Genomic DNA, 18,485 nt, shown 5'->3' with positions numbered 1-18,485 from the left:
AGGCGCACGGTGAGCACCTCTCTTTTGTTCAGCAGCACCGCGCTTTCGCGCCCCGTGCTCGACAACCTCGACCAGCTCGGCTACACGCAGATGACGCCCATCCAGGCGCAAAGCCTGCCGGCCATCCTGCAGGGGCGCGACGTCATCGCCCAGGCCATGACCGGTAGCGGCAAAACCGCCGCCTTCGGCCTGGGCATCATGCACACGCTCAAGCCCGCCTGGTTCGGCACACAGGCGCTGGTGCTCTGCCCCACCCGCGAACTGGCCGCCCAAGTGGCACAGGAGCTGCGGCGCCTGGCGCGTCATGCCGGCAACGTCAAGGTACTGGTCCTGGCGGGCGGCGCTTCACTCGAGCGCCAGATCGACTCCCTGCGCCACGGCGCGCACATCATCGTCGCCACTCCCGGCCGCTTCTGCGACCACCTGCGGCGCAACACCGTCGATCTGTCCGGCCTGCGCACCCTAGTCCTGGACGAGGCTGACCGCATGCTCGACATGGGCTTCCATGACGACATGGCCGAAATCGCCAAAGCCTGTCCCCGCAAGCGGCAAACCCTGCTGTTTTCAGCCACCTATCCCGACAACGTGCAAAGAATCGCCGCGCGCTTCCTGCACGATCCCGTCGAGGTGCGCGTCGAGGCCCTGGTGCCGGAAAGCCGGATCGAAGAACATTTCTACGAGATCGAGGAAGACCAGCGCCTGGCCGCCGTGGCCAGGCTGCTCGTCCATTTCGGGCCGGTGTCGACCCTGGCCTTCTGCAACACCAAGGCCCAGGTACACGAACTGGCCGAATTCCTGGAGCAAAGGGGCTTTTCAGTGCTGGCCCTTCACGGCGACCTGGAGCAGCGCGACCGCGAAGACATCCTGGTGCAGTTCGCAAACCAGAGCTGCTCGGTGCTCGTGGCTACGGACGTCGCAGCGCGTGGGCTGGACATGCATTCGGTGGATGCCGTGCTGAACGCCGAACTCGCGGCCCAGCCCCAGGTACACGTGCACCGCATCGGACGCACGGGGCGCGGCGGAGCCAAAGGCCTGGCTTTCAGCCTGGTTGCCCCGCATGAACGGCATCGCGCGCAGCGCATCGAAGACTACCGCGGCACGCCCTTGCCATGGCAGCGTCTCGAGTCCCTGCCCCGGTCGCCCGGCCGTCCGCAGGAAGCCCCCATGATCACCCTGTGCATACAGGGCGGCAAGAAGAACAAGCTCAGGGCCGGAGACCTGGTCGGCGCGCTGACCAAGGACGCCGGCCTGCCCTTCGACAGCCTGGGCAAGATAGACGTATTCGACTTCGTGACCTTTGTCGCCCTGAAGCGGTCGATCGCCGATGAAGCCTACGACAAGCTGGCCAACGGCACCATCAAGGGACGCCGCTTCAAGATGCGCTTCATGTAAGGAAGCCGGCCGGCCACCGGCCGCCCAATTCGAAACCAGAAGACGCAAAGACGGGCCTGGCGCACCGAGAAACCGAAGCGGATCAGCCCAGGTTCTCTTTGACCCATTCCTCGCACTCGACCGCCAGGCTCATGACGCGCCGGGCGATCTGGGCTTCGGAGCAGCCCGCAGCCCTCTGCCCTTCCATATAGGCCAGCAGGCTTTCATTGGTGGGAAACCAGTCGAGCTCGGGCTGTATCTCCAGCCCGTCCACATGGCGGATGTTGCCGTTGGGCAGAATGTACCAGCCGCTCATTGATCGGGCTCGGTCAGGGTGGTCTTGAGCCAATGCCCCAGCTTGGCGGCCTTGGTCTGCAGATACCCTTCATTGTGCGGGTTGCGATTGACCTGCAGGGGAATGCGCTCGACGATCTCGATGCCGGTGGCGCGAATCTGGTCGACCTTGCGCGGGTTGTTGGTCATGAGCCGCAGGCTGGCCACGCCAAAGTGATCGAGCATGGGTTTGCACAGGTCGTAGCGGCGCATGTCGGCCGGAAAGCCCAGCCGTTCGTTGGCCTCGACCGTGTCTGCGCCCTGGTCCTGCAGGTTGTAGGCGCGTATCTTGTTGAGCAGGCCGATGCCGCGCCCCTCTTGGCGCAAATACAGCAAGGCGCCCCGGCCTTCGGCGGCAATGGCCTTCAGGGCGGTCTCGAGCTGGGCGCCGCAGTCGCAACGCTGGCTGAACAGGCCGTCGCCCGTCAGGCATTCGGAGTGGATGCGCGCCAGTACCGGCCGGCCGTCTCCGACGTCTCCCAGGGTAAGAACGACATGCTCCTTGCCCGTATCAGGCTTGACGAAACCATGTAGCTGAAATACCGCCCAGGGGGTGGGCAGGTTGCAAGATGCGACGTAATCCAATTTTTCTTCCGGTATCTGGCCCCGCGCGGGGATGCGCGGGCGGCGGCCTGGCGCCGGATCTGCACCCGCAGGTAGAAGATTAACACTCTTGCAATGATTTATATCAGCTTGCTCTCGGCATAGCCCTCGCTGGGCTCGACATTCCAGGCATTGGCCGCCAGGAAAGCCCGTATGCGGACCACCGCCTGTGAACGCAACTGGGAAACCCGGCCTTCGGTCACCCCCAGGGCCAGGCTGATCTCCTTCTGATTGAGGTCGTGCTCGAACTGCAGCGAAAGCAGCAATTGCTCACGCTCCGGCAACGACTGGATGGCCTCGACCAGGGCCGAGCGCAGCCCCTGGGACACCAGGCGCTCCAGTGGATTGTCCCAGGCGGAAAGCTCCGGATCCGCGGCGGCATCGGCGCCCTCCCTCCTGTCTTCCGGACTGCGCGTCAGGTCTTCGTAATGTATGACCTGGATGCCGCGCGCCTCTTCCAGCATCTCCTGATAGGCCTCGAGCGGCATGCCCAGTTCGTCGGCCACCTCGGCCTCGGAAGGCGCCCGCAACAGGCGATGGTTCAGTTCATGGATCGCGGACTCGATCTGCCTGGACTTGCTGCGCACGCTGCGCGGCAACCAGTCCTGGCTGCGCAATTCATCCAGCATGGCGCCACGTATGCGGGTCGTCGCGTAGGTCTCGAACTGGGCGTCGGCCATTTCGCGGTAGCGCCGCGCCGCATCCAGCAAACCCATCATGCCCGCCTGCATCAGGTCGTCAAGCTCGACATTGGCGGGCAGGCGTGCGACCAGCTGCAAGGCGACTCGGCGCACCAGCGGGGTGTACTGCCTGACCAGCAGGTCTTCAGAGTTGAACATGCAAGGTTGAAAGACGGGCAAAGACGACATGCTGTATTTTCGCCCGCCGCACGCCGCCATACGGCTGGATCAAATGGGACTTTAGCGGCCTGTTCCGGCTATTGAGCCAAGCCGGCCGCAGGGCGGACACGAAGCCGCGCCATAAAGTATCGGGGCCCGGCGTCGTTATTCCCGTTGTCAATACTGCTCGGGAGCATCTACCGATGGTCAATCCGCTTACCTCGAACTCTACGGCATCACTTCCCATGAACCCGGTGGCGCTGGACATTGAGCGTCCGGCTCTTCCCGAGCCCGCGCGCGAAGTGACGCCGTCCGCGGAGACCATTGCGGCGGGCGATCCGAATCAGCGCCAGGCCGATCGCGAAGGCAGTGCGGGCCAGTCCCTGGGCCGGGCGCTGGAGGACGTGAACAGCAGCCTGAAGGCCTGGTCCACGGGCATGCGCTTCGACATCGATCCGGAGGCCCAAAGAGTGGTGGTCTCCCTCATCGACAACGAAACCGGCGAAGTATTGCGCACCGTGCCAAGCGACGCCGTCATCCGCATTGCGAAGATGATCGTGCAGCTTCAGGGCCAGGTGGTCAGCACCAGTGCCTGAGCCGGCCCGGCTGCTGCGCAATCACCCAAACTAGGCATACATATCGCGCTTGTCGCAGGATTTGAAACCCCGCAAGCTGCACGACAATACCCTCATCAGGAGAAGTTCAATCATGGCTGTATCTTCTATCGGAGTGGGCTCCGGTCTTCCCCTGGACGAGTTGCTGACGGACCTGCGCAACAGCGAAAACCAGGCCCTGTCGCTCATCCAGACCAAGCAGGTCAGTGCGCAGAATCGCCTGTCGGCATACGGCAAGATCCAGAGCTCCATCGAAGCTCTCAAGACCGCTGCCGAGAAGCTTGGCAAGGATGAAACCTACGGCGCGCTGAAAACCTCGGCCTCGTCCGACGCATTTACCGCATCGGCCACGAACAAGGCCATCGCCGGCCAATACGACATCCAGGTGCAGACCCTGGCCAGCGCCCAGACCCTGGTCGCTGGGGGCGTTGCCGACCGCAGCCAGGCCATCGGCCAGGGCGGTGTCCTGACCATCAAGCTCGCGGACGGCACCGAGCACACCCTGGATCTCGAGGGTGTGGACACCTCGATCGACGGCCTGCTTGCCGCCATCAACAATGCCGATCCCAGCCTGGGGGTGCGCGCGACCGTCCTCAACGACGGCAGTGAAAATCCCCACCGCCTCATGCTGACCAGCACGTCCACCGGGACGGACGCCGCCGTCACGAGCATAGAGGTCACAGGCAACAGCGACCCCGAAAATGCCCTGCAAGCCCTGCTCGGCTTTGAAGCCGGCGTGGCCGGCAACATGCAGGAGCAAGCGGCCTCCAATGCCTCGCTGACCATCAACGGCATCGCCGTCACCAGCCAGACCAACCAGGTCGAAGGCGCCATCGAGGGCGTGACGCTCAATCTTGCCAAGGCCGGCGGCGAGTCGGGCACGCTCAAGGTCCAGCGTGACGATTCCGCGACCACACAGACGATCAAGGATTTCGTCACCGCCTATAACAACCTGCAGAACACGATCAAGTCGCTGACCTCGTACGATGTCGACGCGCAGCAAGGCAGCGCACTGACCGGCGACACCCTGGCGCGGCGGGCCCAGGCGCAGTCGCGCGATGCCCTCAATGGCTACCTCTCGGAAGGGACCTTGCGCACGCTCTCGCAGATGGGCATTACCACCAATCCGTCCAGTGGACTGCTTGAAACAGACAACGACAAGCTGGCCGCCGCCGTCAAGGACCATCTCGGCGACGTGCGCCAGCTGCTGGCGGGCGAAAACGGGCTTGCCAAGCGCTTTACGCAGATGACGGGCAACTTCCTGGGCAGCACCGGCTATATCCAGACCGCCAAGGACGGCACCGACCGCAACATCAAGGACCTGCAGAAGCAGTATGACGACACGTCCACCCGCATCGACGCCAAGATGGAAAACTACCGCCGCCAGTTCACCGCCCTGGATTCCATGATGGCTCAGATGAGCTCCGTCAGCAGTTACCTGACCCAGCAACTTTCCATGCTGGGCAACCTCAACGAGAAATGACGATGACCTACCCCTCGCCGCGCGGCGCGCGCGGCCAGACCTCCGCCAGGGCCTACGCCAGCATCGGCCTCGAAACCAAGGTGCTCAGCGCAACACCGGAACAGCTGATCACCATGCTGTTCGACGGGGCGCTGGCGGCCGTGGCCAAGGCGCAGCTATACATGCAGAATGGCGACATACAGGGACGCGGCACCGCCATCTCCAAGGCCATCGACATCGTCGACTCGGGCCTGAAAGCCAGCATCGACATGGAAGCCGGAGGCGAACTCGCCCGCAACCTGGCCGCCACCTACGATCTCATCATCCGCAATCTGCTCCAGGCCAACCTGGGCGCCGATGCGGAAAAATTGCAGCTGGCGCAACGGCTTCTGAGCGACATCGGAGACGCCTGGCGCACGGCTGCCGAGTCCTCCAAAGCATCATCCCCCGCCTGAACCCATCCAGCCAGGCGGCCAAACCTGAATCCACCAGGCCTCTTCAAGGCGAATCCATCATGCTCGACACACCTCCCATCGTGCACCGCTATCAGCTCATCGCCGAACTGTCCGGCCAGATGCTCAAGCTGGCGCAGGCCAATGACTGGGATTCCGTCATTTCCCTCAGCCGGCAATATTGCGACGCCGTCGAAATGCTGAAACCGCTCACACACCTGGACAGCGGCGACCGGGCCGCGCGCAAGACGCTGCTGACCCAGATACTGGATGACGACGCGCGCATCCGCAATCTGGCCGCCCCCGAGATGGCCAGGCTCGGAGCCATGCTGGGAGCCATGAAGCGCCATCAGAGCGTGCTCGAAGCCTACTGCAACACCCAACCCGCCAGCCGCTAGGCCGGCGCGCAGGAATCCATCCATGAGCGTGGGCGGGCCTTCGAATCTGGGGACGCTGCTGATACGCCGGCTCGACACCGCGCTAAGCGTCGCGGCGTCCCAGCAAAGCCAGATCGTCAATGCCGGCAAGTCCGACGCCATCCTGCAACTGGCCGACGCCACGCGCATTGCGCCGTTGCACAATGAGGGCGGCCGCCCGCTGCCCGAGACCATCGACAAGGCCCTGGCCCAGACAGAGCGTGGAGGCCGCCAGGTCGAGGATGCCAGGCTGCAATCCCGGCCCCTGCCTCAGGGAACGGAACGGCCCAGCACCGAGACGTCCAGCACTCCGTCAGCGCCCACAACGCTGGGGCATGCCGCAAAAACCATACTGGCCCTGCTGTCCCGCTTTCCCGGACAGGCGCCGCCCGTCGCCGGACGCGCGCCTCTGGTCCAGGCAGGACCAGCCGCATCGGGCACCGCCGCGGCGGCCGGCGCGGCGCCCCCGGCACAGACATCCGCCTCGGGTTCCGGCGCCTCAGGCGCCGGCCCGTCAGGCCCGGCGGCAGCGACGCCGATGGCGGGCCATGCGGCTTCAGGCGATGTCGGGCCCGCCTTGATTGCGCGCGCCCTGGGCCTGGCCGTGGGGCAAAGCGGCCTGTTCTACGAATCGCATCTTCGGGAGCTGGCCTCTGGAGCCAGAACCGCCGCCCAGCTCAAGCTCGAACCCCAAGGCCAGCTGCGCGGGTCCGCAGCGCCCGCACAAACAGGCTCGACTCCTGCTGCCGCGACACATGCGGGCCCGTCGTCCGCTGTACCTCACGGCGCTCCGCAGGCCGGCAGCTCCGCTTCTGACAATATGCCCGCCGAAGCACGCAGTGCATCCGCTGCAACGGGGCAGGCGGGCCAAAGCCATGCCCCCGCCCTGCTCGGCCTGCATCCCGATACGCATCTGGTCGTGCGCCAGCAGCTGGAGACGCTGGCGGCCCAGGCCTTCAACTGGCATGGCGAAGCCTGGCCGGATGCGCCGCTGGATTGGGAGGTCAGCCGCCGCGACGAGCACGGGGCAAGCGACGAGGCCGGCACGCATTGGGCCACCCGGCTGCGTCTTTCACTGCCCGCGCTCGGAGAGATCGAGGCCCGGCTGTCGCTGCATGGCAGCCAGGTCGTGATGCGGCTCGTGGCGCCGCAAAGCGCCCAGACCCTGAAGCAGCATGACCAGGCGCTAAGAACGGAGTTCCAGGAAGGGGGGCTGACGCTCAGCCAGTTGTCGATTCAGGACAGGGACGAGGTATGACGGACCAAACGCGCGACGCCGGAGGGACGAACACGCCTGCGCGCAGCAGCGCGGTCGCCCTGGCCTACGATACGGCCGACTCCGCGCCTCGCGTGGTGGCCAAGGGCTATGGCACGGCGGCCGAGAACATCATGCGTACCGCGCAGGACCACGGCCTGTACGTGCACCAGTCGCCCGAACTGGTGGGCCTGCTGATGCAGGTGGATCTGGACCGGCACATTCCGCCCGAGCTCTACGAGGCCGTAGCCCGTCTGCTCGCCTGGCTGTATCGGCTGGAAGCAGAGCCCGCGGACAACTGAACTCAGACCGGCATGCTGGCGATTTCCTGGTATGCCGCCACCAGGCGATTGCGCACCTGGACGGTGGCCTGGAAGGCAATGCCCGCCTTCTGCATGTCTATCATCACGTTGTTCAGGGAAATGCCCGGATCGCCCAGGGCAAAGCCCTTGGCCTGCTGGGTGGCGCCGTTCTGCATGGCCGAAACCTGCCGCAAGGAGCGCTGCAGTTCCGCCGCAAAGCCGCCGGGCACGGGCTCCCGTTCATTGACGCGCGCACCCGAGCCCGATGCCGCGCGAGCGACTTCCCGCATCTGGGCAAGAATGGATTCGATGTTGTTCAAGTTGGAGATAGCCATGGCGCACACTGTAGCGCAGCGCATCGCTTGGCAAGCGCGCCATTAGCCGCCAAAACACCCGGCTGTTTCACTCATAAGGCTTTCAGCCCCGTATTTACCATCTGTTCCGCCTGTCCGGCCAACGGCATCCAGCCTGCGGCGTAAAGCCGAACTGCGCTTGAAAACCCGTGCTTTTCGGCGCTTGGTCCTGCTTCAAGACACGCAATAATGACGTCTCCCCTTCACGTATTCCGTCGCATGCATATCGTATACACGCAACCTTCGGCAATGGTGCGATCCTGCGCAAGGCCCGCCGGAGGCTCGCGATGAGCCAGGCGCAAGCGCTGGTGGCTCGCTTTCCCGTCCTGAGCAAGCTGCAAGGCATACCACGCCCGATTCTCCTGGGCGCCGCCCCGGCGTTGATCGCCCTTGTCGTCGTCGTGCTGCTGTGGAGCCGCGGGCCTGAATATCGCGTGCTGTTCTCGAACATCGAAGACCGCGACGGCGGCGCCATTGTGTCGGCCCTGGGGCAGATGAACGTGCCATACCGGTTCTCGGACAATGGCGGCGCCATACTCGTGCCCGCCGATCGTGTGCACGAGACCCGGCTGCAGCTGGCCACCCAGGGCCTGCCTCGCAGCGGCGGCGTGGGTTTCGAGCTGCTGGACAACACACGCTTCGGCGCCAGCCAGTTCACAGAGCAGGTCACCTATCAACGCGCCCTGGAAGGCGAGCTGGGCAACTCCATCGCATCGCTGCATGCCGTGCAGCAGGCCCGCGTGCACCTGGCCATTCCGCGCGAATCGCTGTTCGTGCGCGAGCGGCAGGAACCCACGGCCTCGGTGCTGCTGACGCTTTATCCCGGACGCACGCTCAGCGAAGCCCAGGTGTCGGCCATTGCCTGGCTGGTGTCGTCGAGCGTACCCCGCCTTTCGGCGGAACATGTGTCGGTCGTCGACCAGAACGGCCGCCTGCTCAGTGCGCCCGCTGGAGACGCCGGCACGGACGGCACCCAGCGCAACTTCGTCAACGACATCGAGCAGCGTACGGTGCAGCGCATACTGACCCTGGTCGCCCCCCTGGTCGGCCCGGGCAATGTGCGCGCCCAGGCCAGCGCGGACGTCGATTTCTCGCAGCGCGAGCAGACCTCTGAAGTCTATCGCCCCAACCAGGAGCCCGGCCAAGGCGCCGTGCGCAGCAAGCAGACCAGCGGCTCGCAGCAGTACAACGTGCTGCCGCCCGAAGGCGTGCCCGGCGCGCTGACCAATCAGCCCCCGCCCAACGCCACGGCGCCCATCACCACCCCGCCGCAGCCCGGCGGCCAGGGAACGCCGGGCCAAGCCGCAACCGGGGCGGCGCAAGGCAGCCAGCTCGGCACGGGCGGTGGCGGCGGCGAGGAAGACGTTCCCGCCAATACCCGCCACGATGCCACCATCAACTACGAGGTGGACCGCACCATCAGCCACGTCAAGGAGCCCCTGGGCAAGCTGCGCCGCCTGTCGGTTGCGGTCGTGGTCAACTACCTGCCTGGGGAAGACGGCCAGGCACAGCCGCTGCCGCCCGAAGAGATCGACAACCTCAACCGCCTCGTCAAAGATGCGATGGGCTTTTCGGAAGAGCGCGGCGACACGCTCAGCATCGTCAACAGCCGGTTCACCGCCGACACTTCGGCCCAGGTCGCCATCTGGCAGAATCCCGACTATCAGGCACTGGCCATGCAGATCCTCCGCTATCTGATGCTGGCGCTGGCCGCCTGGCTGGTGTGGCGCAAAATCGTCAAGCCCTATCTGGCCCACCTTTCAAGCCGCCAGGAGGCCGAACAGATTGCGGCCCAGGAAGATGCCGCCACCCGCAACGCCGCGGCCAGCGCGGCGGCTGCCGCGGCACGCCGTGCATCGGAAATCAGCCGCTACGAAGACAATCTGAATGTCGCGCAGGACCTCGCCTCGAAGGACCCGCGCGCCGTGGCCATGGTGCTGCGCTCCTGGATGGAACAAAATGGCAAGCACTAGCACGGACGACCAACTGCAACGCTGCGCCATCCTCATGATGTCGCTGGGCGAGGATGCGGCGGCGGAAGTCTTCCGCCATCTCTCGGCCCGCGAGGTCCAGATGGTGGGGGGCGCCATGGCCTCGCTTTCCCATGTCACGCGCAGCGACGTGGACAAGGTGCTCGAAGAGTTCCGTCAGGAGGCCGACCAGTTCATGGCCGTTACGGTGGGCTCGGACGACTACATACGCAGCGTGCTCACCAAGGCGCTGGGCAACGACCGGGCGGCCGGCCTCATCGAAGACATCCTGGAAGCCAGCGACAACGCCAACGGCATCGACGCCCTGAACTGGATCGACGCCAACAGCGTCGCCGAGCTGATCAGCGACGAGCATCCGCAGATCATCGCCACCATACTCGTCCACCTCGAACGCGACCGCGCTTCGGCCGTGCTGGCCCTGCTCGACGAGCGCCTGCGCAACGACGTGGTGCTGCGCATCGCCACCTTCGGCGGAGTCCAGCCTTCGGCCCTGCACGAACTGACCGACGTGCTCAATGACATGCTTTCCGGCCAGGGCGCCAAGCGCAGCAAGATGGGCGGCGTACGCGCCGCCGCCGAGCTGATCAACTACATGAGCTCGGCCGACGAGGACGCGGTGGTGGCCAATCTGCGCGATCTGGATCCGGACCTGGCCCAGCGCATCGTCGACGAAATGTTCGTCTTCGACAACCTGGTGGACATCGAGCCCTCGGCCATCCAGCTCATCCTGAAAGAGATCGACACCGCCACGCTGACGATCGCGCTCAAGGGCGCGCCCGAGGAACTGCGCGACACATTCATGAAGAATATGTCCAATCGCGCCGCCGACATGCTGCGCGAAGACCTGGAGGCGCAGGGACCCATCCGCATGTCCCGCGTCGAAGAGGCCCAGAAGACCATACTGCAGGTGGCAAGGCGGCTTGCCGAAGCCGGCCAGTTCAGCCTGAGCCGCCGCGGAGACGACGAATATGTCTGAACCTGCGCGCCGGGCGCTGCGGGCCTATGGAGACCAGGCCTGGCGCCGCTGGGAGATGGAATCGGTCGACTTCGCGGACAGCGATGAAGACCAGCCTGACGACGCGCCCCTGGCATTGCCGGCGCATCTGCGCGAAGAGATAGCCAGGCTGGAACAGCAGGCCCGGGAAGAAGGCCGTGCACAGGGCCATGCCGAGGGCCGCGAGCAGGGTTTCCGGCAGGGTCTCGAGGAAGGCCGCAATCAAGGAATGGCCGAGGGCCACGCCGAAGGCTTCGACGCCGGCATGCGGGACGCGCAGGAAGAGGGCCGGATGCAGAACGATGCGCAGGCCCGCCGGCTGGCCGAGCTGCTGGACGCCTGCTCGGCGGCGTTGCACGACGTCGAGGCCGAGACGGGCCAGGCCCTTGTCCGCCTTGCCATCAGCATTGCCCAGCAGGTCGTGCGATCGACGCTGGCGGCCGAACCGGAAAAGATCCTGGACACGCTGCGCGACATTCTCTATATGGACGCCGGCCAGGAAGGCCTGCTTCGCCTGCGCCTTCATCCCGACGACCTCGCCCTGGTCCAGCCGCATCTGGACGACGATCCGGCCGCGCGACGCTGGCGCCTGCAGGCCGATCCGGGCATGGAGCGCGGCGGCTGCGTGGCCGAGACAGCCCTGGGCAACATCGATGCAAGCCTGCAGACCCGATGGCAAAGGGTGGTGGGTTCGCTGGGCCACAATCTGCCCTGGAACGCCACGCCATGAATGCCACCTCGCGCCTGGAAAGCGCCGCAGACCGCTGGCGCATGCAGCTGGCCATCGGCACACGGCGCGTGGCACATGTCGAATCGTGGCATGCCACCGGCCGCATCACGCGCGCCACGGGGCTGGTGCTGGAGGCCACCGGGCTGCGGCTGGCCGTGGGGGCGGCCTGCAAGATCGAGATCACGCCGCGCCAGAACCACTGGGCCGATGCCGAAGTCGTCGGCTTCAACGGCCATACGCTTTATCTCATGCCGCAAAGCGACATCTCGGGACTGCCGCCCGGCGCGCGGGTGGTGCCCGTCGAAGCCGGCCTGCGCACGCCCATTCCCCTGCCCTCGCACGATGCCGTGGAGAATCCGGTGACGGGCCAGACCCGCCACCTGCCGGTCGGCGACGCCCTGCTCGGCCGGGTGCTGGACGGAGCCGGCCGCCCGCTGGACGACCTTGGCCCGCTCAGGCTGGTGCACCCCGCTCCGCTCGCCGCCCAGACCATCAACCCCCTCGAACGCGCGCCCATCGATACCGCGCTGGACGTGGGGGTGCGCGCCATCAACGGCCTGCTGACCGTAGGACGCGGACAGCGCATGGGCCTTTTTGCCGGATCGGGCGTGGGCAAGAGCGTGCTGCTGGGCATGATGGCCCGCTATACCCGCGCCGACGTAGTGGTGGTGGGCCTTATCGGCGAACGCGGACGCGAGGTCAAGGAGTTCATCGAGCACAACCTGGGCGAAGAAGGCCTGCGCCGGTCGGTGGTGGTGGCCGCGCCCGCCGACGTCTCGCCCCTGCTGAGGATGCAAGGGGCGGTATACGCCACGCGGCTGGCCGAGCACTTTCGCGACCAAGGCAAGCACGTGCTGCTGATCATGGATTCGCTGACGCGCTATGCGATGGCGCAGCGGGAAATCGCCCTGGCGATTGGGGAACCCCCCGCCACAAAGGGCTATCCGCCCTCGGTGTTCGCCAAGCTGCCCGCCCTGGTGGAGCGCGCGGGCAACGGCGCGCCGGTGGAAGGCCGCCCGGCCGGATCGATCACCGCCTTCTACACCGTGCTGACCGAAGGCGACGACCAGCAGGACCCGATCGCCGATTCGGCCCGGGCCATCCTGGACGGACACATTGTGCTGTCGCGCAGCCTGGCCGAGTCGGGCCATTATCCGGCCATCGACATCGAGGCATCGATTTCGCGCGTGATGTCGGCCGTGGTGCCGCCTTCGCAATTTGCCATGGTGCACGCCTTCAAGCAGATGCTTTCGCGCTACCAGCGCAACCGCGACCTGATCGCCGTGGGCGCCTACAGCCGCGGCAACGACCCGCGCATAGACGAAGCCATCGACAAATACCCTTGGCTGGAAGCCTTTTTGCAACAGGGCATAGAACAGCGCGTCGATTATGAGCGCGCAACGAGGGAACTGGCGGCGGTGCTGGGCCAGGAGACGATGGAGGCCGCGCATGGCTAAGGCTTCGACGCTGGATATGCTGATCGACCTGGCGCGCAACGATACCGACGAAGCCGCCAGGCAACTGGCGCAGCTGCACAAGGCAAGGCAAGACGCCGAGCAGCAGCTTCAGGCCCTGCACGACTACAGGAAGGACTACGCCGAACGATTGCAGCAAGTGTCCAAAATGGGACTGACCGCTTCGAACTATCACAATTTTAGGCAGTTTATCGCCACTTTGGATGAGGCGATCTCGCAGCAAAATAAGATCCTGGAGCAAATGGATGCCCGGCTGCAGAAAGGCCGCGACTCCTGGCAGGCGGAAAAGCGGCGTCTCAGTTCGTTCGAGACCCTGCAGACACGCCAGATGCGCCAGCAGGCCCTGCACGACGCACGCCGCGAGCAACGCATGAACGATGAAATCTCCGCCCGCGGCTATCGCGGGATGGGCCATTAGCAATCACCCGGTCACCGCCATGAATTCACCGACAATCGCCGCCGTGGTCTCCAGCCTGAAGCCGCAGGCCGCTCGCGCTTCCGGCGCCCCGGCCGACGATGCCGGACAGCCTCGCTTTGCCGACGTGCTGGCGAACCAGGCGCCCGCCGGCAAAGACAGGGGCCCGGTCGACGCAAGGACGGAGCCGGGAGCCTCCGGCGCCCCCTCGTCGCCCCCGTCTTCCAGCGAGAATGCGAAAGCAGCCGAAACCGGCGAGCAGCCGGCGGAAGGCGCCGAAGCAGCCGAGCGGGAAACGGCGGACGAGGACACCCTGGCGGTACTGCCGCAGATCGCGCTCGAAATCGCCTTGCATGCTCGCGGCCACGCGGCCGAGGCCGGCGAGACCCGTGCCAAAGAGGGCTTGCCCGCCTCGGACACAAGGTTTGCCGACACCCGGCTCGATCCCTCGCACAGCAACGTTGCCCGCGACCGCAAGGCCGTGCCCGCCGCTCTGAATGCCGAAGCCCCCGGCCGCGCCCGCGCTTCCGCCACCAGCGCAGGCAATGCAGCCGCCGTCGCCGACGCGGCAAGCGCCGTCAGGCAAGCGGGTGAAGATCACAATGCGCTGCGCGAGGGCCGCAGCACGGGCCTCGAGTTGCCCGCGGTCCGCCGACATGGCGCAGCGCGTCCATCGCACACCGCCTCCGGCGACGCGATAAGCGCGACGGCAGGCAAACCGGCCGCTCCGGCAGCCGCTGCCGATGTTGCGGCCGCTTCCCGTACCGGCGACGGCGCGTTCGGCATGGTCCAGACGACCGTTGCAATGAACGAAACGGCCGCTCGGGGCGCGCAGGCCTCGACCGCTACCGACCCGCTTGCATCGATCTCTGGCGCTGCGGGGGGGCTGAATCCTTTTGCCCAGGCAAGTTCCCCGGCTCCGGCCGCGGGCCAGGCCATCGCCACCCCATTGCATCTGTCGGGCTGGGATGCCGACTTTGGCCGGCAGATGGTCATGCTGGCGCGCGACGCCCACAGCGGTGCGCAGACCGCCGAACTTCGGCTGGACCCGCCTGAACTCGGGCCATTGCGCATTTCGATCAGCCTGAGCGACGGGACGGCCAACGCCGTATTCGTCTCGGCGCACGCCTCGGTGCGCCAGGCCGTCGAATCTGCCCTGCCCCAATTGAGCCAGCAACTGGCGCAGGCGGGCATCTCGCTGGGCCAGACCCATGTGGGCGACCAGGGCCAGGGCGGCTTCGCCCAGCACGACGGCGGCAGCCAGGCCGGCGCGCGTTCGTCGGGCGGGGGCGCCGATACGGCCCTCGCTTCCGCCGACGTTGCGGCCCTGCCGCGCGGCGCCGCCGTCTCGAATGGCCTCGTGGACACCTTCGCCTGAAGAGGCGCCGCCATGAAACCGAATCCAATTGCCCACCGCTGACACAAGCCCCATGCGCATTCTCAACACCATACTGCTCGTTCTGATACTGATAGTCGCCGGCAGCGCCGCCGCGTTCTACTACTTCAACACCTCTGGGCGGCAGGCTTCTTCTGCACAGGCGCTCGAGCCCGTCAAGCCGGCCGTGGCCGCGCCCATCTTCCTGGCGCTCGATCCCTTCACCGTCACCATACCGGGCGATCGCGGCAGCCAGATCCTGTACACCGAAATCACGCTGCGCCTGAACGAACTCGACTCGCATACAACGCTCGTGCAGTACATGCCCGAAGTGCGCAACCGCGTGCTGGCCGAGCTGGCACAGCACACGGCGTCCGAACTGCAGACGACCGAAGGCCGCAACCTCTTGGCCGCCCGCCTGAAAAAGGTTCTTTCGGCGTCCTTCCATCCGCATCTGAACAACCCCGGAATCTCCAGCGTGCTGTTCACCGCTTTCGTGATCCAGTAAATGGCTTACTCGAATTTCCTGTCGCAGGACGAAGTCGATGCGCTGATCGCCGGAGTTACCGGGGAAAGCAGCTCGGCATCGCAAACCGAAGAGCGCGGCGGCGTCCGGCCCTATGACCTGAGTTCGCCGGATCGCGTCGTCCGGCACCGCATGCAGACGCTCGAACTAATCAACGAGCGATTCGCCCGGCGCCTGCGTTCGACGTTGCTGAGCTTCATGCGCCGCAATGCCGACATCACGGTATCGACCATCAAGGTGCAGAAGTATTCAGAGTTCGAACGCAACCTGCCCGTGCCCAGCAACCTGAACATGGTAACCATGAAGCCCCTGCGCGGCGCGGCCCTGTTCACCTTCGACCCCAACCTGGTTTTCCTCGTCATCGACAGCCTGTTCGGCGGCCATGGACGCTACACCACCCGGGTCGAGGGGCGCGACTTCACCACCACCGAACAGCGCATCATCCGGCGCCTGCTCAATCTCACCTTGGAAAGTTACGGCGAGTCATGGCAGAACGTCCATCCGATCACCTTCGAGTACGTCCGGTCGGAGATGCACACCAAGTTCGCGAGCATTACCAGCGGCAACGAGATCGTCGTCGTCACTTCCTTCAATATCGAACTGGGCGCATCGGGCGGCAATCTCAACATCTGCCTGCCCTACTCGATGATAGAGCCCGTGCGCGACCTGCTGACCCGGCCCCTGCAAGAAGCCTCGATGGACGAGGTGGACCAGCGCTGGACCCAGCAGCTGTCGCGCCAGGTACGCAGCGCCGAGGTCGAGCTGGTGGCTGAATTCGCGTCCATCCGCAGCACCGTCGGCGAGCTGATGAAGCTGAAGGTCAATGACGTCCTGCCGGTCGACATACCCGCGACCATCACCGCCCATGCCGGCAACGTGCCCGTCATGGAATGCACCTATGGCACTTTCAACGGCCAGTATGCCTTGAGGGTGCTGAACGTTCTGGCCCATTCCGAGTCCGAATTCAAGAAAACCACCACATCTCATGACTGATCCAAACCAAGACTCCGACAAAGACAAGGCCGCCCCCGACGCGGCGGACGCGGACTGGGCCTCGGCTTTCGCCGAGCAGTCAGCGGGCAGCGCAGGCCAGCCCAACCAGGCCGAAGGCCTGCAAGGCGACGACTGGGCCAATGCCCTGGCCGAGCAGACGGCGGCCGAGAACGCGGCCAAGCCGCCCTCCACCTCCAGCGTGGCCGATCTTTTCCAGCCCCTGGACGGCATGGCCGCCGAGGGCGAGAGCGACATCGACCTGATCATGGACATACCCGTCCAGCTCTCGGTCGAACTGGGCCGCACCCGCCTGACGATCAAGAACATTCTGCAATTGGGCCAGGGCTCGGTGGTCGAGCTCGACGGCCTGGCCGGCGAACCCATGGACATCTTCGTGAACGGCTACCTGATCGCCCAGGGCGAGGTGGTGGTGGTTGACGACAGATACGGCATACGCCTGACCGACATCATCACGCCTTCGGACCGGCTCAGCCGGCTCAACGGCAAGCGCTGAGCCATGAACGAGGGAGACGTGCTGCGCATGGTGGGCAGCCTTGCGCTCATTGTGCTGCTCATCCTGGCGGGCGCCTGGCTGATGCGCCGCGCCGGGTGGCTGCGCGCCGGAGCCGGCCAGGCCATCAGGGTGGTGGGCGCGCAAAGCCTGGGGGCGCGCTCCAGCGTGGCCATCGTACAGATCGAGGACCAGCGGCTGGTGCTCGGCGTAACGCCGCAGCAGATTACCCTGCTTCACACCCTGCCCTCAAAGGAAGGCGCGGCGCAGGCCGACGGCCGCGCGTCCGGCGCGCCGCTTCAGCCCGGCTTTGCGCAAGCCCTGCGCGCCGCGCTGACGCGCGGCCGGACAGGCCCGGATACTGCCCAGCCATGAGGCGCGTGTCGCTGTCCTGCCGCGCCGGCTCGCGCCGCCTGCCCCTGGCCGCGGCATGGCTGGGCCTGGCGCTGCTGCTCTATCCGGAAAGCGGAATCACTCAGGCCCTGCCCGCCCTGACGGCCACCGCGGGGACCGATGGCTCGCAAACCTACTCCCTCAGCATCCAGACGCTGCTGCTGCTGACGATGCTGTCCTTCTTGCCGGCCATGCTGCTGCTGATGACGGGGTTCACGCGCATCATCATCGTGCTGGGCCTGCTGCGCAACGCCATGGGAACCGGGGCCTCTCCCCCCAACACGGTGCTGATCGGCATCGCGCTGTTCCTGACCTTCTTCATCATGTCGCCCGTGTTCGACGAAGTCTATTCCCAGGCCTATCAGCCACTGAGCGAAGGCAGCATCGGCTTCGAAGCCGCCATGGAGCGCGCTGCCGCGCCCATGCGCAGCTTCATGCTGAACCAGACGCGCGAATCCGATCTGGCCCTGTTCTCCAACATGGCGCAGGCGCCCGAATTCGACACCCCCGCCGACGTGCCGCTGCGCGTGCTGGTGCCGGCCTTCGTCACGAGCGAACTCAAGACCGCGTTCCAGATCGGCTTCACGGTGTTCATTCCCTTTCTCATCATCGATCTGGTCGTGGCCAGCGTGCTCATGGCGCTGGGCATGATGATGGTGCCGCCGGTCACCATATCCCTGCCGTTCAAGCTGATGCTCTTTGTCCTGGCAGACGGCTGGCACTTGCTGCTGGGCTCGCTGGCCCGCAGTTTCTATCAGTAGCAGCGAAGGAAAGCACATGACCTCGGATACCGTGATGTCCATGACCTATATGGCGATGAAGGTGGCGCTGGCCATGGCCGGCCCGCTGCTTCTCGTCACCCTGGTCGTGGGCCTGGTGATCAGCATCTTCCAGGCGGCCACCCAGATCAACGAAATGACGCTGTCCTTCATTCCCAAGCTGCTTGCGGTGGGCGCCGCCCTGGTCCTGCTGGGCCCATGGCTGATCAGCACCATGGTCGACTACATGCGCCAGCTGTTCACGAGCCTGCCCGGGCTGGTGTCGTAGCGAACGGCATCTACAGGCCAAGGCTACCAGCGTCC

Annotated in this window: 23 protein-coding genes; 19 read left to right on the top strand and 4 right to left on the bottom strand. The window is 65.7% G+C overall.

Translation table 11 applies throughout. The features are described from left to right. Nucleotides 1-9: 9 nt before the first annotated feature. Nucleotides 10-1,392 (top strand): ATP-dependent RNA helicase DbpA, encoded by a 1,383-nt coding sequence (dbpA, locus tag C7440_RS06625; protein ID WP_116517857.1) that lies wholly within the window; start codon nt 10-12, stop codon nt 1,390-1,392. A gap of 82 nt (nt 1,393-1,474) precedes the next feature. On the opposite strand, the gene C7440_RS06620 is transcribed toward dbpA, so the two are convergent. The 3 genes from C7440_RS06620 to C7440_RS06610 all read right to left on the bottom strand — a co-directional run bounded on the left by C7440_RS06620 (nt 1,475) and on the right by C7440_RS06610 (nt 3,176). After that, nucleotides 1,475-1,687 (bottom strand): hypothetical protein, encoded by a 213-nt coding sequence (locus tag C7440_RS06620; protein ID WP_116517856.1) that lies wholly within the window; start codon nt 1,685-1,687, stop codon nt 1,475-1,477. Continuing rightward, a complete protein-coding gene (ribA, locus tag C7440_RS06615) occupies nt 1,684-2,289 on the bottom strand; it encodes a GTP cyclohydrolase II (protein WP_116517855.1) in 606 nt (201 codons plus the stop codon). Before ribA ends, C7440_RS06620 begins: the two co-directional genes overlap by 4 nt. A 98-nt stretch (nt 2,290-2,387) precedes the next feature. Then, on the bottom strand, nt 2,388-3,176 hold the full coding sequence (locus C7440_RS06610) for an RNA polymerase sigma factor FliA (RefSeq protein WP_371743506.1): 789 nt from the start codon (nt 3,174-3,176) through the stop codon (nt 2,388-2,390). A gap of 173 nt (nt 3,177-3,349) precedes the next feature. Between C7440_RS06610 and C7440_RS06605 the strand changes: the two genes are divergently transcribed. From C7440_RS06605 to C7440_RS06580, 6 genes are all read left to right on the top strand, one after another. Beyond that, nucleotides 3,350-3,742 (top strand): flagellar protein FlaG, encoded by a 393-nt coding sequence (locus tag C7440_RS06605; RefSeq protein ID WP_243410835.1) that lies wholly within the window; start codon nt 3,350-3,352, stop codon nt 3,740-3,742. 112 nt (nt 3,743-3,854) lie between these two features. Further along, on the top strand, nt 3,855-5,243 hold the full coding sequence (gene fliD / locus C7440_RS06600; RefSeq protein WP_218940723.1) for a flagellar filament capping protein FliD: 1,389 nt from the start codon (nt 3,855-3,857) through the stop codon (nt 5,241-5,243). Nucleotides 5,244-5,245: 2 nt separating this feature from the next. Beyond that, on the top strand, nt 5,246-5,677 hold the full coding sequence (gene fliS / locus C7440_RS06595) for a flagellar export chaperone FliS (RefSeq protein ID WP_026068217.1): 432 nt from the start codon (nt 5,246-5,248) through the stop codon (nt 5,675-5,677). 59 nt (nt 5,678-5,736) lie between these two features. Then, nucleotides 5,737-6,072 (top strand): flagellar protein FliT, encoded by a 336-nt coding sequence (locus tag C7440_RS06590; protein WP_116517852.1) that lies wholly within the window; start codon nt 5,737-5,739, stop codon nt 6,070-6,072. A gap of 22 nt (nt 6,073-6,094) precedes the next feature. Further along, entirely contained in the window at nt 6,095-7,348 is a 1,254-nt protein-coding gene (fliK, locus tag C7440_RS06585; protein WP_116517851.1) for a flagellar hook-length control protein FliK, read from the top strand. Beyond that, nucleotides 7,345-7,647, top strand: coding sequence for an EscU/YscU/HrcU family type III secretion system export apparatus switch protein (locus C7440_RS06580; protein ID WP_116517850.1), 303 nt, complete (start codon nt 7,345-7,347; stop codon nt 7,645-7,647). Before fliK ends, C7440_RS06580 begins: the two co-directional genes overlap by 4 nt. 2 nt (nt 7,648-7,649) lie before the next feature. Here C7440_RS06580 and fliE read toward each other — a convergent pair whose 3' ends face one another. Further along, a complete protein-coding gene (fliE, locus tag C7440_RS06575; RefSeq protein ID WP_116517849.1) occupies nt 7,650-7,982 on the bottom strand; it encodes a flagellar hook-basal body complex protein FliE in 333 nt (110 codons plus the stop codon). A gap of 305 nt (nt 7,983-8,287) precedes the next feature. On the opposite strand from fliE, the gene fliF reads away from it, so the two are divergent. Genes fliF through fliQ form a run of 12 tightly spaced genes read left to right on the top strand, consistent with a single transcriptional unit; the run spans nt 8,288 to nt 18,450 of the window. Beyond that, on the top strand, nt 8,288-9,973 hold the full coding sequence (gene fliF / locus C7440_RS06570) for a flagellar basal-body MS-ring/collar protein FliF (RefSeq protein WP_116517848.1): 1,686 nt from the start codon (nt 8,288-8,290) through the stop codon (nt 9,971-9,973). Next, nucleotides 9,960-10,967: a flagellar motor switch protein FliG gene (gene fliG, locus C7440_RS06565; RefSeq protein ID WP_017525067.1), complete on the top strand. Its 1,008-nt coding sequence runs from the start codon at nt 9,960-9,962 to the stop codon at nt 10,965-10,967. Before fliF ends, fliG begins: the two co-directional genes overlap by 14 nt. Next, nucleotides 10,960-11,715, top strand: a complete 756-nt coding sequence (fliH, locus tag C7440_RS06560; protein ID WP_116517847.1) for a flagellar assembly protein FliH — start codon at nt 10,960-10,962, stop codon at nt 11,713-11,715. The genes fliG and fliH overlap by 8 nt, the downstream gene beginning before the upstream one ends. Further along, nucleotides 11,712-13,172, top strand: a complete 1,461-nt coding sequence (fliI, locus tag C7440_RS06555) for a flagellar protein export ATPase FliI (protein WP_017525065.1) — start codon at nt 11,712-11,714, stop codon at nt 13,170-13,172. Before fliH ends, fliI begins: the two co-directional genes overlap by 4 nt. Then, a complete protein-coding gene (fliJ, locus tag C7440_RS06550) occupies nt 13,165-13,608 on the top strand; it encodes a flagellar export protein FliJ (protein ID WP_116517846.1) in 444 nt (147 codons plus the stop codon). Before fliI ends, fliJ begins: the two co-directional genes overlap by 8 nt. A gap of 19 nt (nt 13,609-13,627) precedes the next feature. Then, nucleotides 13,628-14,983, top strand: a complete 1,356-nt coding sequence (locus C7440_RS06545; RefSeq protein WP_116517988.1) for a flagellar hook-length control protein FliK — start codon at nt 13,628-13,630, stop codon at nt 14,981-14,983. 52 nt (nt 14,984-15,035) lie between these two features. Next, complete coding sequence (locus tag C7440_RS06540; protein WP_116517845.1) at nt 15,036-15,488, top strand: flagellar basal body-associated FliL family protein; 453 nt, start codon at nt 15,036-15,038, stop codon at nt 15,486-15,488. After that, nucleotides 15,489-16,499 (top strand): flagellar motor switch protein FliM, encoded by a 1,011-nt coding sequence (gene fliM / locus C7440_RS06535; protein ID WP_116517844.1) that lies wholly within the window; start codon nt 15,489-15,491, stop codon nt 16,497-16,499. It begins immediately after the preceding gene. Continuing rightward, nucleotides 16,492-17,013 (top strand): flagellar motor switch protein FliN, encoded by a 522-nt coding sequence (gene fliN / locus C7440_RS06530; RefSeq protein ID WP_017525060.1) that lies wholly within the window; start codon nt 16,492-16,494, stop codon nt 17,011-17,013. The genes fliM and fliN overlap by 8 nt, the downstream gene beginning before the upstream one ends. A gap of 3 nt (nt 17,014-17,016) precedes the next feature. Then, nucleotides 17,017-17,385: a flagellar biosynthetic protein FliO gene (gene fliO / locus C7440_RS06525; protein WP_116517843.1), complete on the top strand. Its 369-nt coding sequence runs from the start codon at nt 17,017-17,019 to the stop codon at nt 17,383-17,385. Continuing rightward, the gene (gene fliP / locus C7440_RS06520) at nt 17,382-18,164 is read left to right on the top strand and encodes a flagellar type III secretion system pore protein FliP (protein WP_243410834.1); all 783 of its coding nucleotides are present in this window, start codon (nt 17,382-17,384) and stop codon (nt 18,162-18,164) included. The genes fliO and fliP overlap by 4 nt, the downstream gene beginning before the upstream one ends. A gap of 16 nt (nt 18,165-18,180) precedes the next feature. Then, nucleotides 18,181-18,450, top strand: a complete 270-nt coding sequence (fliQ, locus tag C7440_RS06515; RefSeq protein WP_017525057.1) for a flagellar biosynthesis protein FliQ — start codon at nt 18,181-18,183, stop codon at nt 18,448-18,450. Nucleotides 18,451-18,485: the final 35 nt, after the last annotated feature.

Origin of the sequence: Pusillimonas noertemannii (genome assembly GCF_003096595.1) — a bacterium.
GTDB classification, from domain to species: Bacteria; Pseudomonadota; Gammaproteobacteria; order Burkholderiales; family Burkholderiaceae_B; genus Pusillimonas; species Pusillimonas noertemannii.
This window is presented reverse-complemented; position numbering and strand designations above follow the sequence as displayed.

Excerpts from the sequence above, each read along its gene's own strand:
- C7440_RS06620 (WP_116517856.1), bottom strand. The coding sequence starts at position 1,687 with ATGAGCGGCTGGTACATTCTGCCCAACGGCAACATCCGCCATGTGGAC.
- C7440_RS06610 (WP_371743506.1), bottom strand. The coding sequence starts at position 3,176 with ATGTCGTCTTTGCCCGTCTTTCAACCTTGCATGTTCAACTCTGAAGAC.
- C7440_RS06605 (WP_243410835.1), top strand. The coding sequence starts at position 3,350 with ATGGTCAATCCGCTTACCTCGAACTCTACGGCATCACTTCCCATGAAC.
- fliD (WP_218940723.1), top strand. The coding sequence starts at position 3,855 with ATGGCTGTATCTTCTATCGGAGTGGGCTCCGGTCTTCCCCTGGACGAG.
- fliS (WP_026068217.1), top strand. The coding sequence starts at position 5,246 with ATGACCTACCCCTCGCCGCGCGGCGCGCGCGGCCAGACCTCCGCCAGG.
- C7440_RS06590 (WP_116517852.1), top strand. The coding sequence starts at position 5,737 with ATGCTCGACACACCTCCCATCGTGCACCGCTATCAGCTCATCGCCGAA.
- fliK (WP_116517851.1), top strand. The coding sequence starts at position 6,095 with ATGAGCGTGGGCGGGCCTTCGAATCTGGGGACGCTGCTGATACGCCGG.
- C7440_RS06580 (WP_116517850.1), top strand. The coding sequence starts at position 7,345 with ATGACGGACCAAACGCGCGACGCCGGAGGGACGAACACGCCTGCGCGC.
- fliE (WP_116517849.1), bottom strand. The coding sequence starts at position 7,982 with ATGGCTATCTCCAACTTGAACAACATCGAATCCATTCTTGCCCAGATG.
- fliF (WP_116517848.1), top strand. The coding sequence starts at position 8,288 with ATGAGCCAGGCGCAAGCGCTGGTGGCTCGCTTTCCCGTCCTGAGCAAG.
- fliG (WP_017525067.1), top strand. The coding sequence starts at position 9,960 with ATGGCAAGCACTAGCACGGACGACCAACTGCAACGCTGCGCCATCCTC.
- fliH (WP_116517847.1), top strand. The coding sequence starts at position 10,960 with ATGTCTGAACCTGCGCGCCGGGCGCTGCGGGCCTATGGAGACCAGGCC.
- fliI (WP_017525065.1), top strand. The coding sequence starts at position 11,712 with ATGAATGCCACCTCGCGCCTGGAAAGCGCCGCAGACCGCTGGCGCATG.
- fliJ (WP_116517846.1), top strand. The coding sequence starts at position 13,165 with ATGGCTAAGGCTTCGACGCTGGATATGCTGATCGACCTGGCGCGCAAC.
- C7440_RS06545 (WP_116517988.1), top strand. The coding sequence starts at position 13,628 with ATGAATTCACCGACAATCGCCGCCGTGGTCTCCAGCCTGAAGCCGCAG.
- C7440_RS06540 (WP_116517845.1), top strand. The coding sequence starts at position 15,036 with ATGCGCATTCTCAACACCATACTGCTCGTTCTGATACTGATAGTCGCC.
- fliM (WP_116517844.1), top strand. The coding sequence starts at position 15,489 with ATGGCTTACTCGAATTTCCTGTCGCAGGACGAAGTCGATGCGCTGATC.
- fliN (WP_017525060.1), top strand. The coding sequence starts at position 16,492 with ATGACTGATCCAAACCAAGACTCCGACAAAGACAAGGCCGCCCCCGAC.
- fliO (WP_116517843.1), top strand. The coding sequence starts at position 17,017 with ATGAACGAGGGAGACGTGCTGCGCATGGTGGGCAGCCTTGCGCTCATT.
- fliP (WP_243410834.1), top strand. The coding sequence starts at position 17,382 with ATGAGGCGCGTGTCGCTGTCCTGCCGCGCCGGCTCGCGCCGCCTGCCC.
- fliQ (WP_017525057.1), top strand. The coding sequence starts at position 18,181 with ATGACCTCGGATACCGTGATGTCCATGACCTATATGGCGATGAAGGTG.